Genomic DNA, 13,226 nt, shown 5'->3' on the forward strand with positions numbered 1-13,226 from the left:
CAACAGATGGATCTGATGGAAGTGAGAATTCCCAGTCATGGAACTCAGGCAGCTGGAGTACTTCGTCGCGGTCGCCGAGGAACGGAACTTCACGCGGGCCGCCGAGCGGGTGCACATCAGCCAGTCCGGAGTCAGCGCCCAGATCCGCCAGTTGGAGCGGGAGCTCGGGGCCGAGCTCTTCGACAGGTCGGCCCGTACCGCGACGCTGACCGCCGCGGGGAAGGCAGCACTCGACCACGCCCGGGCGGCCCTCGCTGCGGCGGCAGCGGTCAGGCAGACGGTGGGCGAGGTGACCGGTGTGCTCCGGGGCCGACTCGTGGTCGGCATGGTCGTCGGCTGCACTGTCACGCCCCTGTTCGAGGCGCTCTCCGCGTTCCACCGCGCGCATCCGGGGGTGGAGATGTCCCTGCTGGAGGACAGCTCCGACCGGCTCGTCGAAGCCGTTCGCCTCGGCACGCTCGATGTGGCCCTCGTCGGCACGGCCGCCGCCCCGGAAGGCCTCGAGTCGCTGACGGTGATCAGCGAACGGCTCGTCGCACTCGTCCCGGAGAGCCACGCCCTGGCGGCACGGCGGCGGCTCGCGCTGCGGGACATCGTCGACCATCCGATCGTGTGCATGCCCCCGGGCACCGGTCTGCGGGCCGTCTTCGACGGAGCCTGTGCCGCGCGGGATCTCCGGCCCCGGATCGCCCTGCAGGCCGGCGCCGCGGACGCCGTCGCGGACCTCGCGGCGCGGGGGCTGGGGGTCGGCGTCCTGAGTGAGTCGATGGCCGCACGGCACCGGGACCGGCTGGTCGTCCACACCGTCGACGACGTCGAGACACCGGCCCTGCTCGCTCTGGTCTGGCGGAAGGGGCGGAGTCCCGCGGTGCGCGCGATGCTCACGCAGTGCGGGCGGGCGTTCGGCCTGCCCGTCGGCCCCGTGTAGCGGTCAGCGCCGCCCGATGACCTCCGCGACGCGGATGAATCCGTCCTGCCCGTGTCCGAGTCCGATGGCGCGGCGGGCCATGCCCTCGGCGGCGCGCATGACACCGGCGTCGATGCCGTGCGACTCGGAGACCTGGACGATGTGGGACATGGACGAGACTGCCGAGGTGAGCGGGTTGCCCTCGCCGGAGTAGGTGCCGGCGTCGGCGTCCACGGCGGTCTCCTCGAACAACGGGGGGAGGATCGCGCCGATACCCCGGGCGAAGGGCGCCAGTTCCCTGGCGGTGACGCCCTCGGCCCCGGCCACCGCCATGGCATGCGCATAGCCGGCCATGGCCGTCCAGAAGATGTCGAGCAGGGCGATGTCATAGGCCGCCGCCCGGCCGATCTCCTCGCCGAGATGGGTATGGGTGCCGCCCAGCGCCGCGCGGACAGGGGCGAGTTCGCGGTAGAGGTCCTCGGGTCCACTGTTCAGGAAGACCGCGTCGGGCGTGCCGATGGTGGTCGCGGGTGTCATGATCGCGCCGTCCAGGTAGCGGACACCGTGCGCGGCGGCCCAAGCGGCGGTGTCCCGGGCCCGGGCGGGGGTGTCGGCGGTCAGATTCACGACCGTACGGCCCTTGAGGGCGGCTTCGACCTCGTCCTGGCGCAGCACGGCGTCGACGGCTTCATAGTTCACCAGGCAGACGACGGTCACCTTGCTCGCCGCCGCAGCCTCGGCCGCCGACGTCGCGCCCACCGCGCCGCGGTCCAGGAGCTCCCGGTCGCGGCCCGGAGTACGGTTCCAGACGGTGGTGCGCAGGCCCGCGTCGACGAACGCACCGGCCAGGGCCCGGCCCATCGGGCCGAGACCGAGGACGGTCACTGTGGTGGCGGGGTGATCGGCGCGTGTCCGGGTGGAATGCTCCGGAGCCGGAGTGACGCTGGGTGAAGACATGCTGAACTCTTCTCTTCGATGGTGCAGTTGATGACAAAGGGGGCAACTGTGACGCGTCGGCGCCAGGATCCGAACGTCTGCGGAGTGACTGCCGCGATCGCCGTGATCGACGGCAAATGGAAGACGACCCTGCTCTGGCTGCTGGAAGCGGGCCCGCACCGCCCGGCGGAGCTGCGCCGGCACGTGCCGGACATCTCGGAGAAAGTGCTGACCGAGACGTTGCGGGAGATGGCGGTGGACGGACTGGTCCACCGCGAGGTGCACGATGTGCTGCCGCCGAAGACGGTCTACTCCCTCACCGACTTCGGCCGTGAACTCGCCGAGGCGGTGGCCCCGTTGGCGGACTGGGGTCACCGTCGGCTGGAGAAGCTGGCCGAGGCTGCCCGGCCGGCCTCCTGATGCGGGTACCACCTCCGTCCCTTCCGCCACCGTGTGCCTCACCGGCCGCCCACCACCAGGTTCACCCGGCGTCCACGCCCTGCCAAGTCCCCACAAAAAGGTGGGTACTCCGGCGGCCCGAGCAGCCGGGGCGGTTACCGTGGGGCGGTGATCACGCTGCTGCAATGGGACGGGCTCACCGATCGCGCGCGCTTCAATCAGTGGTACCTGGACCGGCGGGACGGTTTCTCGGACCTGGCGCGGGACGCCGACTGGGGGCGGCTGTTCGAGGCGTAGGGGGAGTGGCCGGAGTGGGTCAATCTGCCCCGCCCCGGGAACCGCAGCGGTTTCTCCCCCCTGCATCAAGCGGCCTGGCACGGCGCCGAGTTCGCTGTGGTGTCCCGGCTGATCGCGCACGGCGCCTGGCGCACCCAGCTCACCCGCGACGGCCGCCGCCCCGTCGACATCGCCCGGGAGCGCGGGCACACGCACCTGCTGGAACTCCTCGAACCGGTCACGGTGCGGCCTCTGCCCGCCCCGGCGGACGCCCTGGAGCACCACTTCCACACCCTGATGCGCGAGACGACCGGCCGGTGCTTCGAGGAGATCGAGCACCTGCTGCCCCCGCTCGCTCCCCTCACGGAGGGCCGCCATGTGAAGGTCGTCTTCACGGTGGTCGGCATGATGGGCGGCTTCCGCTACCACCACGAGGGGGACTACGTGCACGTGCACGCCAGCTCGCGGATGGACGCCGACGACGGGGACCACTACAAGGTGACGCCCGAGGGCTGGGCCAAGATCAAGTAGTCGGGGCGCACGGCCCCGGCCGGGCTGCGGCGGACGGGCTCTCGTCGCGTCGACCGTACGAACGGTGAGAGGGGGCACCCCGCATGACCGAGCTCCATCCCGCCGGCATCGAGCCGTACGCGCACGGCATGCTCGACGTCGGGGACGGCAACCGCGTGTACTGGGAGACCTGCGGGAACCCCGCGGGCAGACCCGCCGTCGTGCTGCACGGCGGGCCCGGTTCCGGGGCGGGGCCGTACTGGCGGCGGCTGTTCGACCCGGCGGCGTACCGCATCGTGCTGTTCGACCAGCGCGGATGCGGGCGCAGTACGCCCGATGCCGCCGATCCGCGGACCTCGCTCGCCGCCAACACCACCCGCCATCTGATCGCCGACATCGAGCGGTTGCGGGAGCACCTCGGCATCGGGACATGGCTCGTCCTCGGCGGCTCCTGGGGCGCGACCCTCGCGCTGGCCTACGCCGAGCGGTACCCCGCCTGCGTCTCCGCGCTGGTCCTCTTCAGCGTCACCCACACCACGCGCCGCGAGGTCGAGTGGGTCACCCGGGACATGGGGCGGATCTTCCCCGAGGAGTGGTCCCGGTTCCGGGACGCCGTGCCCGAGGCGGAACGCGGGGGAAGTCTGGCCGACGCCTACGCCCGGATGCTCGCCGACCCCGATCCGGCCGTACGGGAGCGGGCCGCGCGGGAATGGTGCCGGTGGGAGGACGTGCACGTCTCCACCGCGCCCGGGCACCGGCCCGACCCCCGCTACGACGACCCGCGCTTCCGGATGCGCTTCGCCCGCCTCGTCACGCACTACTGGCGGCACGCCGCGTTCCTGGAGGACGGGGCGCTGCTGCGGGACGCGGGAACGCTGGCCGGCATCCCGGGCGTGCTGATCCACGGCCGGATGGACGTCAGCAGCCCCGCGGACGTCGCGTGGCACCTGGCCCGGGCCTGGCCGGACGCCGAGCTCGTCCTGATCGGCGAGGAGGGCCACGGGCTGTCGGGGACCTCGACGACAGCGGCCGTCGTGGCGGCCACGGACCGGTTCCGGAACACCTGAGCCGGCCGACGGGGGCGTGACGGACGCCTCACGCGTCCTGCACGCACGGTACTTTCCCCGCCGCCCCGCTCCGCCCGAGGGTGGGCACCATGAAGGATCACGCCGCCGAGTCCGACGCCGTCCGCCGCTTCCGGGAGCGGCTCGGGCTCCCCGGCCTCGTCGACGTGCACACGCACTTCATGCCCGAGCGGGTCCTGCGCAAGGTCTGGGAGTACTTCGACTCCCTCGGGCCGCTCACCGGCGGACTGGAGTGGCCGATCACCTACCGGGAGGCGGAGGCCGAACGGACCGCGATCCTCCGGGGGTTCGGCGTGCGGGCGTTCACCTCGATGCTCTATCCGCACAAGCCCGGCATGGCCCGCTGGCTCAACGGCTGGGCGGCCGACTTCGCGCACCGCACCCCCGACTGTCTGCACACCGCCACCCTCTTCCCGGAGCCGGGCGTCGAGGCCTACGTCCGGGAAGCCGTGGAAGCGGGCGCGCGGCTCTTCAAGTCGCATGTGCAGGTGGGCGCGTACGACCCGGCCGACGAACTCCTCCGGCCCGCGTGGGGCCTGCTGGCCGAGGCCGGGATCCCCGTGGTGATCCACTGCGGTTCCGGTCCCGCGCCCGGCAAGCACACCGGCCCGGGGCCGATCGCGCGGGTGCTGGCCGAGCACCCCCGGCTCCGGCTGATCGTCGCGCACATGGGGATGCCCGAGTACGAGGAGTTCCTCGACCTGGCCGAGCGGTACGGGGAGGTGCGGCTGGACACGACGATGGCGTTCACCGACTTCACCGAGGCGCTCATGCCGCTCCCCCGCCGGGCCCTGCCTCGGCTGGCGGCCCTCGGCGACCGTGTGCTGCTCGGCTCCGACTTCCCCAACATCCCCTATCCGTACGTGCATCAGCTCGATGCCCTGGAGCGGCTCGGCCTCGGCGAGGAGTGGCTGCGGGCGGTGTGCCACGACAACGGGGCGAAGCTCTTCGGGTTGTGAGGCCGGGCCGCGGGGCCTGCCGCCCCGGTCAGCCGATGTCCACCACCCGGGCCCACTCCGGGGGCGAGTCCGGGACGTACTCGGGGTGGGACTCGTCGTAGGCGTGGTTCTCGTAGCGGCGGGGGAACAGGCCCACCACCGTGCGGCACGGCGGCCGGGTGTCCGGCCAGGGGGTCTGGCCGTCGGTGAGGACGACGACGACGTCGGGGGCCGGGCGGGTGCGCAGGGCCCGGGAGAAGCCGGCCCGCAGGTCCGTGCCACCGCCGCCGGTGAGCGGGATGCCCTCCGCGCGGCACAGGCGGCGTGCGGCCCCGGCCGAGGCGTCGCAGGGCACGACGGTGACCAGGTCGCGGCGGCCTCCCACGGCCCGGGCGATCGCGGCGACCTCCAGCAGCGCACTGCCCAGTTCGGCGTCGCTGACCGAGCCGGAGGTGTCGATGACGACGGACACGCGGGGTGGCCGGCGGCGCAGACTCGGCAGGACCGTGCCGGGCAGTGCGGTCGAACGGCGGGCGGGCCGCCCATAGGTGTAGTCCTCGCCCGCGCCGGGGCCGGACGTCGCCGAGCGGACCGCCGCGCCCAGCAGCTCCCGCCACGGCTGCGGCGGGTGGAAGGCCTCCTCCGCCCAGCGCCGCCAGCCCCGGGGGGCCCTGCCCGGGCGGCCGGAGATGCCCTGCGCGACCCGGAAGCGGACCGCGTCCCGCTCCTGTTCGCTCAGGCCGTGCGCCCCGTCCGGGCCCAGTTCCCAGTCCCTGTCCAGGCCGTCGGCGCCGCTGCCGCAGTCCAGCCAGGCCAGGTCCTGCGCCCGCGGCCCGAGGCTGAACTGCCGCAGGTACTCCTCCATCAACTCACCCTCGGAGAGGCCGAGATCGCCCGGATCGACCACGCCCTCGGGGCGGGCCAGGCCGTCGCCGTAGACGTCGTCGTTGATCTCGAAGTCCGCGGCGATGTTCATCCGCAGCCGCTCCCCCGGGCCGTGCAGACCGCGCTCCCGGGCGACCCGGTCACTGCGCCCGTGGTGGTCGCGCAGCAGGTGCGACACCTCGTGCACCCACACGCCCGCCAGCTCCTCGACGGGCGTATGGTCCACGAACCCCGGCGAGACGTAGCACCGCCAGTACCGGTCGACGCCCATGGTCGGCACGCGCCGCGATTCGACGACGTGCAGGGCGAACAGGGCGGTGGCGAGGTACGGGCGGACCCGGGCGGCGTGCAGGCGGGCGGTGAACAGCTTGTCCCGGTCGAGGGCCCCGGGGACGGCCCCCGAGGTGGCCCCGCTTCCGCGCGCCTTCCCCGGCCCGCCCCCGCTCGGCCCCCTGTCGCTGTCGGCCGGCGTCATCGGCCCGCCTTCGCCGCTGCCGCGACCGCGGCCGTGGTCCGGTCCGCCCTGCGGGACAGGGACACCACCCCTGCCAGGCGCTCGATCGACGCCGGGACGTCCCAGTCGTCGCGGCGCAGGGCGGCGAGGGTGGTCGCCGGGACCACCACCACGTCCGGAGGGCCGGTCTCCAGGGCCTTGACCAGAAGCGCCCAGGCGGCGTCCCAGCGGGAGCGCTCCGGGCGCTCGCGCACCGCCACCACGACCCCGTCCAGCGCCGCCTGACGCAGATCCCCGCGTTCGGGCAGCACCGCGCCGGCCGGATCGGCCAGCAGCGTCTCGGGGTCCGGGAGGTCCATCCGGTCCAGGCTCGCCAGCAGTTCGAGCCCCGGCCCGTCCCCGACGGTGCCCCTGACCAGCAGGGAGAGGACGTCACGGGAGGAGCCGGCCGCGGTCGCGAAGGCGATCAGCCGCAGCGTCATCTCCCAGCTGCGCGGAGAGGGCCAGGGCCCGCCCCGGTGCACCTCGCCGGTGGGCAGCCGGTGCGCGAGCGCGGGGCGTGCGGTGAGCAGCCCGCACACCGCGCGGCGGGCGAAGTCCACGGCCTCCGGCATCCGGAGCGGGTCGAGCCGGGGCAGGGTCGCCCGCGGCCAGACCCCGCCGAGACCGCGGACGACGACGTCGGTGTCGTGGGTCCACCGCAGATGGACGAAGCGGTTGGCGAGCGGCGGGCTCAGTTCCCAGCCGTCGGCGGCGGAGGAGCGCGGGTTGGCGGCGGCCACGATCCGTACGCCCGGCGGCAGCCGCAGCGCGCCGACGCGCCGCTCCAGCACCAGCCGCAGCAGGGCGGCCTGCACGGCGGGTGGCGCGGTGGACAGTTCGTCGAGGAACAACAGCCCCCGCCCGGCCCGCACCAGGCGTACGGCCCAGTCCGGCGGGGCCATCGGCACGCCCTGCTCGGCGGGGTCGTCGCCGACGATCGGCAGCCCGGAGAAGTCGGACGGCTCGTGCACGCTGGCGATCACCGTGGTCAGCGGCAGGTCCAGGGCGGAGGCGAGCTGGGTCAGGGCCGCGGTCTTGCCGATGCCCGGTTCGCCCCACAGCAGCACGGGCAGGTCGGCGGCCACGGCCAGGGTGAGCGCCTCCAGTTGGGTGTCGGGCCGGGGTTCGGTGGTGGTGTCCCGCAGCAGGGCCAGCAGCTCGCCGGCCACGTCGAGCTGGGTGGCGGTGTCGGGCGGGGACGGGGTGTGAGTGCGCATGTGTGATCACCAGTTGCCGGTGGTGGGCCGTCTCGGTGGGAGGTCTCGGGCGTCTCGGTGGGAGGTCTCGGGCGTCTCGGTGGGAGGTCTCGGGCGTCTCGGTGGACGTCTCGGTGGGACGAGGAGGAACCGGGCACGGGGTCGCGCCCGGTCGGACAAAGGCGGGAGAGGTCGGGGCGCCTTACATGTGGCGGGGGTGCGGGCCGTCGTCCCGGGAGCGGCGACGGTCCCAGGGGCGCAGGCTGCCCGGCGAGGGGCCTTCCAGCCCGGCCCGGAACAGCCCATGGGCGACGCGCCTCCGCGCGGCCGTCTCCAGCGCGTCCCGCAACGGGCCGTCGCGCAGCACCGCCTCGGGGCCGAGCAGGCTCTCGACCGCGGCGAGCGCCCCGGCGGTGTCGCCGTGGTGGAGGCGTTCGCGGACGCCGGGAAGACAGTCGGGCCGGCGGTGTGCCTCGTCGACGGCCCGCAGGCAGGGCAGCGGCGGTCCGCCGAGGGCGGCGAGCAGTTCCTCCCGCCGCACCTCGTCCGGGTCGTGGTCGAGTGCGGCCAGGACGCCGTCGACCAGGCCGATCCGGTGCCGTGCGCCCCGGCATTCCACCACCCGTGGATCGCCCGGCCGCTCGGGCTCCGCAGCGGGGCCGGCCCCCTCGGCCCCCAACGCGGCGGCGACCAGCGGATGCAGGCGCCCGGCGTCGATCGCCCCGGACCGCAGCAGCTCCACGTCGGGCGGCACCCAGGTCGCCGCGTCGGGCAGCACGGGCAGCGAGGAGTCCGGGGCACGCGCGTACGACACGGCGGTCTGTCCGCCCCCGTCGGACACGTCGAGGACGACGCGGTGCCGCGCCCCGAGCCGTACGGCGACCCTGCCGCCGGACCGCCCCTCGGCCCGCAGCAGGATCGCCGCCTCGGCCGCCCAGCGGTCGACGGCGCACCGCCTCTCCGGGAGCAGCGGCCCGGCGGCATCCGGGAGGGGGCCGCCCCGGCCGGAGCGCGCCCGCAGCTCGCCGGCCCGGCGCGCGTCCCACAGGTGGCGGTGCAGATCGAGCCGGAAGCGCCGGCTGGGACGGGGGTGCGGATGCCGCCGGTCGCTCTCGTGCCTGCGGGAGCCGTCCCACAGGGCGAGGCTGATCCGCTGACCGGCGTCCGCCCAGGCCGGCGGGGTCCGCGCCACGAGGTGCGGCGCTTCCGCTCCCGTGCCGTAGCGGGCCAGGGTGAGGGTCAGGCCCGGTCGCAGCAGCCCGTCGGGCGCGATCCTCGGCATGTGCCAGCGCAGCAGGTCAGGGGCGAGGTGGCGCAGGTCGGCGCGCAGCAGGGCGGCGACCTGCGCGCCGTGGCGCCGCGCGACGAGGCGGGGTCGGAGGTCGACGTCGATGTTCGCGGCGGCGCAGGCACCGGCCCAGTCACCGGCACGGCGGCGCGCGGTCGCCGTCTCGATCATGGAAGGGGGCACGGCGTACTCGCGCACGCGCGGCCAGAAGGAAAGCGGGAAGTCCCCGTTCGCGAAGTCGGTGGGCATCAGCACTCACCTTGCGCGGACGGGTCCTCCGATCTGTTCTCGGAGTGAGTCGTCATCGCGTCGGATGCTAACGGCCCCGAACTCCCGCCCGCACCGATTATTTCAGAAGGCCTCGCGGTGGCTTTGCCATCTCTTTACAACCTGCTGTGCCGCCGGCTCGTCTCTCCGCACGATCTGTCACCCAGCCCGCCACCGTCGGGCGGACCGACGAAGGAGTGCGATTCCATGCGCCGTACTGTCCTCAGCACCCTGGCCCTCGCGGGCACCGCCGTACTGCTGGGCGCGGGGCCCGCGTTCGCGGACGGGAGCACCCCGAGCCCGGTCCCGTCGGCCGCCTCGCCCACCACCCGGCCCGCGGAGAGCGCCGAACCGACCCGGGCGCCCGAACCGACCCGCCCTCCGGCCGAGGACGAGCCGACCCGGGCGCCCGCCGAGGACCAGGTCTCCGTCCGGCCGAGCGGCGCGCCCGACACCGGTGTGACGACGGCCTCGGACACGGGGACCGGTGGCACGGCGATCGGCGCGGGCGCCGCCGCGGTGCTCGCCCTGGGCGGCGGCACCGTCTTCGTCGTGCGCCGACGCCGGGCGAGCGGGGCGTGAGCGCGTTCTCCAGGCGCGCCTTCACGGCCGGGGGACTGGCGTCCCTGCTGACGGCGTGCGGGGGCCAGGACACCACCCGTCATGCCGGCGCCGCGCGCGGGCCGGGGACCACCGCTTCGCCGGCGCCGTCCGACCGAGCACGCCCCCTGGCCCGTTCCGTGCCCGTCCGGCTCCTGGTCCCGGCCATCGGCGTCGACACCCCGGTCGTCCGGCTGGGCCTGGCAGCCGACGGCACCGTGCAGGTGCCGCCGGTCACGGACCACGACCGTGCGGGCTGGTACCGGCACTCGCCGACCCCCGGCGAGACCGGCCCGTCGGTGCTCCTCGGCCATGTCACGGTCGGCCCGTACGGGGACGGCGTCTTCCGGCACCTCGCCCGGCTGCACCGGGACGACCGGATCGTGGCGCGCCTGGAGAACGGCACGGCGGCGCAGTTCGCCGTCACGGCCGTACGGACCGTCCCGAAAACCGACTTCCCGGCGGACGACGTCTACGGGAACGTGGGCCGCCCCGAACTGCGGCTGATCACGTGCGGCGGAGCGCGGACGGGAGACGGCTACGCGGACAACGTGATCGTGTTCGCGGCGCTGAGCGGCGCGAAGTCCCCCACCTCTGGAGAGCGTTGAAACGGTCCCGTGAGAAGGCGGCGTCCGAGCTGTTCGCCGCCCTCTACCCGCGCCTGGCCGGCTGGTGCCGCCGGCTCGTCGACGACGACGGAACGGCCCACGAGATCGCCTCGGAGGCGTTCACCCGGCTCTGGGCCCGCTGGACCTCCGTCGACGAGCCGCGCGGCTTCCTCTACGTCACCGCGGCCAACCTGGTCCGGGACCACTGGCGCAGGACGGAACGCGAGCGCCGGGCCCTGCACCGCGTCACCTCGGAAGCCGCCGTACGCCCGCCGACCGAGCAGACCGACCCCTCCGTGCGGCTGCTCGTGCAGTCACTGCCGGAACGACTGCGCGTCCCGATCCTCCTCCACTACTACGCTGACATGCCGATCCGGGAGGTGTCCTCACTGACCGGGCGGAAGGAAGGCACCGTCAAGGCCGATCTGCACGCGGCCCGGGAACTGCTCCGCGTCCACCTGAGGAGAACCCTTGACCACACGCCTTGACGGCGCCCCGGGTGACCCGGAGCACGCCGACGACGATCCGCTCGCCGTGATCCTGCGCCCCTGCGGCCCCGACTACCTGGGGGCTCCCGCCGGTCAGTACGAGGCGATCCGGCGCCGCGCGGCCCGGCGCCGACTGCTGCGCACCGCGGCCGGGGCCGGTCTGTGCTGCGTCGCGGCGGCCCTCATCGCGCTCCCCCTGCGCCACACCGTGCCCGAGCACCCGCCGACGCCGACGGTCCCGATGGCCCCGCCCACCATGCGGCCGGCGCCCGCCACCGACTCGGCGACCCCCACCCCCGAACCGTCCCCGTCCGCTCCCGACTCGCGGCCCTCGTCCCCGGACACCGGCGAAACCCGCACGACCAGGCCCGGCACCCCCACCCCCGAGGAGGCGACCGACCGGGCGGAACCGTCCCGCCGCGCCCCGTCCGCCAACCCCACCTCGATCCGCCCCGTCCCGCCCGGGCACGGACCGGGAGACGGTGTCGGACAGCCGCTGAACGGCACCGGCGGGGGCCGCGGGTGACGCCGGAGGTCAGGCACCGGACGACGGGTTGGCGCGCACGGGACCACGGCTCCCGCGCGGCCCGGTGGCGCCGGTAGCCTGGCCGTATGGCACTTGCATGCAACGCATTGCCCCACTGCTTCCTCTGACGCCGCGGTGAGGACGGCGACGTGCTCGGTCACGTCGCCGTCCTCGGCGTACCCGCCCCCGGCCGCCGGTTCACGGTGGCCGGCCGGCGCGCGCCGACGCCTCACCGTCCGCCGCCCGCACGCGATGCACCGCCCCGCCGCGGCCGCGTCGCGTTCCGAGGAGCACCCCTTGTCTTGCGATCGTCTTCTGTCCGTCCTGACCTGCCCGCTGTGCCCGTCCGCCCTCGAACACACCGCCGGTGCGCTGCGGTGCGCGAGCCGGCACACCTTCGACATCGCCCGCCACGGCTACGTCAGTCTGCTGACCGGCCACCGGCGGGCCCCGAGCGCCGACTCCCCCGGCATGGTCCGCAGCCGCGCCGCGTTCCTCAACGCCGGGCACTACGACCCGCTCGCCCGCACCCTCGCGCGGCTCGCCTCGGACCTGGCCCCGCCCGACGGCACCGTGCTGGACGCCGGGGCGGGCACCGGCCACTATCTGGCCGCGGTCCTGGACGCCCTCCCCGAGGCCCACGGGCTGGGACTGGACAGCTCCGCCGCCGCCCTGCGCGTGGCCGCCCGGGCGCACGCCCGCGCGAAGGCCGCCGGCTGGGACGTGTGGCGGCCCTGGCCGGTGCGCACCGGCTGCGCCGACCTCGTCCTCAACGTGTTCGCACCCCGCAACGGGCCCGAGTTCCACCGCGTCCTCGGCCCGGACGGCACGCTGCTCGTCGTCACGCCCACCGACCGGCACCTGCGTGAACTGCGCGGGCCCGTAGGGCTGCTGGCGGTCGACCCGCGGAAGGAGGAGCGTCTGCGCCGTTCCCTGGATGCCCTCTTCCGGCTCGACCGCACCGAGCCGCTGGAGTACGCCATGCGGCTCACGGCCGACGACGTCGCCGGCCTGGTGGGCATGGGTCCGACCGCTCATCACCTCACGACCGCGCACCTGAGGGACCGCGTCGACCGGTTGGGGGAGCCGGTGCCGGTGACGGCGTCGTTCGCCGTGTCGGTGTACCGGCCGGTGCGGGCCGGTCAGTAGCCCTTGTGGGCGATCTGCTCCTGCTGTGCCGTCGTGAGCGTGTGGACCATGAGGGCCGCCGCCGCGGCCGCGGCCACGATCACCAGGTCGGCGGTGAGCAGGGGCGCGACGTCGTGGTAGGCACGGGCGATGACCTCGTCCGTGTCGTCGGCGTAGATGATCCCCACGCCGCCGGCCAGGCCGAGCAGCCACAGGCCCCACCACCAGTTCACGACGGTGGGCAGCGGCCGCTCGGGGAAGACGGAGCTGTGGACGTCCGCGACGACGCCCCGGGGTATCCACAGGTTCGCCACGGGCACGACCCAGCCCAGCCAGAGCCAGCCGTCGCCGTAGCGGGGGTTGGCGCCCGTCAGGGCCTTGGCGTTGTCCCGCACCTGGTCCAGCCAGTGCAGGAACACGATCGCGCAGACGGCCGTGACGCCGGCACCCGCCGAGGAGACCAGGTGGTAGGAGTCCTCCAGGGCGTTCAGCGGGCGGTGCACCCCACCGCCCTGGTCGGGCGGGCCGGACGCCGGCTCGCCCGCGGCGGCCAGCCGGAGGTGCCAGACCGCCCGGACCACCCAGGCGACCGCCGCGAGCGCGAGGGCCGCGACGGCGCAGCGTGCCGCTCCCCGGACGGGACGCAGGGTGGGAGGGGGGCCGCCGGGGGCGGATTCCTGTTCGATCACCCGG

Annotated in this window: 16 protein-coding genes; 11 read left to right on the forward strand and 5 right to left on the reverse strand. The window is 74.7% G+C overall.

What is annotated here, in order from left to right:
• The first annotated feature begins 37 nt into the window (after positions 1-37).
• Positions 38-928 carry a LysR substrate-binding domain-containing protein gene (locus tag ACFZDI_RS22370; protein WP_391252681.1) on the forward strand — a complete coding sequence of 297 codons (891 nt, stop codon included), beginning with the start codon at positions 38-40 and terminating at the stop codon, positions 926-928.
• 3 nt (positions 929-931) lie between these two features.
• Here the strand turns inward: ACFZDI_RS22370 and ACFZDI_RS22375 are convergent, their stop codons facing one another.
• A complete protein-coding gene (locus ACFZDI_RS22375) occupies positions 932-1,864 on the reverse strand; it encodes an NAD(P)-binding domain-containing protein (RefSeq protein ID WP_391252683.1) in 933 nt (310 codons plus the stop codon).
• 48 nt (positions 1,865-1,912) lie between these two features.
• Here ACFZDI_RS22375 and ACFZDI_RS22380 point away from each other — a divergent pair, with 48 nt between their 5' ends.
• The 5 genes from ACFZDI_RS22380 (at position 1,913) to ACFZDI_RS22400 (ending at position 5,072) form a co-directional block, all read left to right on the forward strand.
• Positions 1,913-2,263 carry a winged helix-turn-helix transcriptional regulator gene (locus tag ACFZDI_RS22380; RefSeq protein ID WP_391252685.1) on the forward strand — a complete coding sequence of 117 codons (351 nt, stop codon included), beginning with the start codon at positions 1,913-1,915 and terminating at the stop codon, positions 2,261-2,263.
• A 147-nt stretch (positions 2,264-2,410) separates the two neighbouring features.
• On the forward strand, positions 2,411-2,539 hold the full coding sequence (locus ACFZDI_RS22385; RefSeq protein ID WP_391252686.1) for a hypothetical protein: 129 nt from the start codon (positions 2,411-2,413) through the stop codon (positions 2,537-2,539).
• Between the two features lie 99 nt (positions 2,540-2,638).
• Positions 2,639-3,049 (forward strand): hypothetical protein, encoded by a 411-nt coding sequence (locus ACFZDI_RS22390; RefSeq protein WP_391252688.1) that lies wholly within the window; start codon positions 2,639-2,641, stop codon positions 3,047-3,049.
• 83 nt (positions 3,050-3,132) lie between these two features.
• A complete protein-coding gene (gene pip / locus ACFZDI_RS22395) occupies positions 3,133-4,095 on the forward strand; it encodes a prolyl aminopeptidase (RefSeq protein ID WP_391252690.1) in 963 nt (320 codons plus the stop codon).
• Positions 4,096-4,184: 89 nt separating this feature from the next.
• The gene (locus tag ACFZDI_RS22400; protein WP_391252692.1) at positions 4,185-5,072 is read left to right on the forward strand and encodes an amidohydrolase family protein; all 888 of its coding nucleotides are present in this window, start codon (positions 4,185-4,187) and stop codon (positions 5,070-5,072) included.
• A gap of 28 nt (positions 5,073-5,100) precedes the next feature.
• On the opposite strand, the gene ACFZDI_RS22405 is transcribed toward ACFZDI_RS22400, so the two are convergent.
• The 3 genes from ACFZDI_RS22405 to ACFZDI_RS22415 all read right to left on the reverse strand — a co-directional run bounded on the left by ACFZDI_RS22405 (position 5,101) and on the right by ACFZDI_RS22415 (position 9,165).
• A complete protein-coding gene (locus ACFZDI_RS22405) occupies positions 5,101-6,411 on the reverse strand; it encodes a VWA-like domain-containing protein (protein ID WP_391252694.1) in 1,311 nt (436 codons plus the stop codon).
• Entirely contained in the window at positions 6,408-7,649 is a 1,242-nt protein-coding gene (locus tag ACFZDI_RS22410) for an AAA family ATPase (protein WP_391252696.1), read from the reverse strand. The genes ACFZDI_RS22405 and ACFZDI_RS22410 overlap by 4 nt, the downstream gene beginning before the upstream one ends.
• Before the next feature lie 181 nt (positions 7,650-7,830).
• Positions 7,831-9,165 carry a hypothetical protein gene (locus ACFZDI_RS22415; protein ID WP_391252698.1) on the reverse strand — a complete coding sequence of 445 codons (1,335 nt, stop codon included), beginning with the start codon at positions 9,163-9,165 and terminating at the stop codon, positions 7,831-7,833.
• A 225-nt stretch (positions 9,166-9,390) separates the two neighbouring features.
• On the opposite strand from ACFZDI_RS22415, the gene ACFZDI_RS22420 reads away from it, so the two are divergent.
• The 5 genes from ACFZDI_RS22420 to ACFZDI_RS22440 all read left to right on the forward strand — a co-directional run bounded on the left by ACFZDI_RS22420 (position 9,391) and on the right by ACFZDI_RS22440 (position 12,554).
• On the forward strand, positions 9,391-9,765 hold the full coding sequence (locus ACFZDI_RS22420; protein ID WP_391252699.1) for a sortase-dependent protein: 375 nt from the start codon (positions 9,391-9,393) through the stop codon (positions 9,763-9,765).
• Positions 9,762-10,391, forward strand: a complete 630-nt coding sequence (locus ACFZDI_RS22425) for a class F sortase (protein ID WP_391252701.1) — start codon at positions 9,762-9,764, stop codon at positions 10,389-10,391. Before ACFZDI_RS22420 ends, ACFZDI_RS22425 begins: the two co-directional genes overlap by 4 nt.
• Positions 10,388-10,879 carry a sigma-70 family RNA polymerase sigma factor gene (locus ACFZDI_RS22430; RefSeq protein ID WP_391252702.1) on the forward strand — a complete coding sequence of 164 codons (492 nt, stop codon included), beginning with the start codon at positions 10,388-10,390 and terminating at the stop codon, positions 10,877-10,879. The genes ACFZDI_RS22425 and ACFZDI_RS22430 overlap by 4 nt, the downstream gene beginning before the upstream one ends.
• On the forward strand, positions 10,863-11,405 hold the full coding sequence (locus ACFZDI_RS22435) for a hypothetical protein (RefSeq protein WP_391252704.1): 543 nt from the start codon (positions 10,863-10,865) through the stop codon (positions 11,403-11,405). The genes ACFZDI_RS22430 and ACFZDI_RS22435 overlap by 17 nt, the downstream gene beginning before the upstream one ends.
• Positions 11,406-11,657: 252 nt before the next feature.
• Positions 11,658-12,554: a putative RNA methyltransferase gene (locus ACFZDI_RS22440; protein ID WP_234847618.1), complete on the forward strand. Its 897-nt coding sequence runs from the start codon at positions 11,658-11,660 to the stop codon at positions 12,552-12,554.
• Here ACFZDI_RS22440 and ACFZDI_RS22445 read toward each other — a convergent pair.
• Positions 12,548-13,222, reverse strand: coding sequence for a DUF4328 domain-containing protein (locus ACFZDI_RS22445; protein ID WP_391252707.1), 675 nt, complete (start codon positions 13,220-13,222; stop codon positions 12,548-12,550). The two genes, ACFZDI_RS22440 and ACFZDI_RS22445, sit on opposite strands and share 7 nt — an antisense overlap.
• Between the last annotated feature and the right edge of the window lie 4 nt (positions 13,223-13,226).

Origin of the sequence: Streptomyces sp. NPDC007907, from assembly GCF_042959365.1 — a bacterium.
In the GTDB taxonomy this organism is placed as follows: domain Bacteria; phylum Actinomycetota; class Actinomycetes; order Streptomycetales; family Streptomycetaceae; genus Streptomyces; species Streptomyces indiaensis.

Excerpts from the sequence above, each read along its gene's own strand:
- ACFZDI_RS22370 (WP_391252681.1), top strand. The coding sequence starts at position 38 with ATGGAACTCAGGCAGCTGGAGTACTTCGTCGCGGTCGCCGAGGAACGG.
- ACFZDI_RS22400 (WP_391252692.1), top strand. The coding sequence starts at position 4,185 with ATGAAGGATCACGCCGCCGAGTCCGACGCCGTCCGCCGCTTCCGGGAG.
- ACFZDI_RS22440 (WP_234847618.1), top strand. The coding sequence starts at position 11,658 with ATGCACCGCCCCGCCGCGGCCGCGTCGCGTTCCGAGGAGCACCCCTTG.
- ACFZDI_RS22415 (WP_391252698.1), bottom strand. The coding sequence starts at position 9,165 with ATGCCCACCGACTTCGCGAACGGGGACTTCCCGCTTTCCTTCTGGCCG.
- ACFZDI_RS22375 (WP_391252683.1), bottom strand. The coding sequence starts at position 1,864 with ATGTCTTCACCCAGCGTCACTCCGGCTCCGGAGCATTCCACCCGGACA.
- ACFZDI_RS22420 (WP_391252699.1), top strand. The coding sequence starts at position 9,391 with ATGCGCCGTACTGTCCTCAGCACCCTGGCCCTCGCGGGCACCGCCGTA.
- ACFZDI_RS22405 (WP_391252694.1), bottom strand. The coding sequence starts at position 6,411 with ATGACGCCGGCCGACAGCGACAGGGGGCCGAGCGGGGGCGGGCCGGGG.
- pip (WP_391252690.1), top strand. The coding sequence starts at position 3,133 with ATGACCGAGCTCCATCCCGCCGGCATCGAGCCGTACGCGCACGGCATG.
- ACFZDI_RS22410 (WP_391252696.1), bottom strand. The coding sequence starts at position 7,649 with ATGCGCACTCACACCCCGTCCCCGCCCGACACCGCCACCCAGCTCGAC.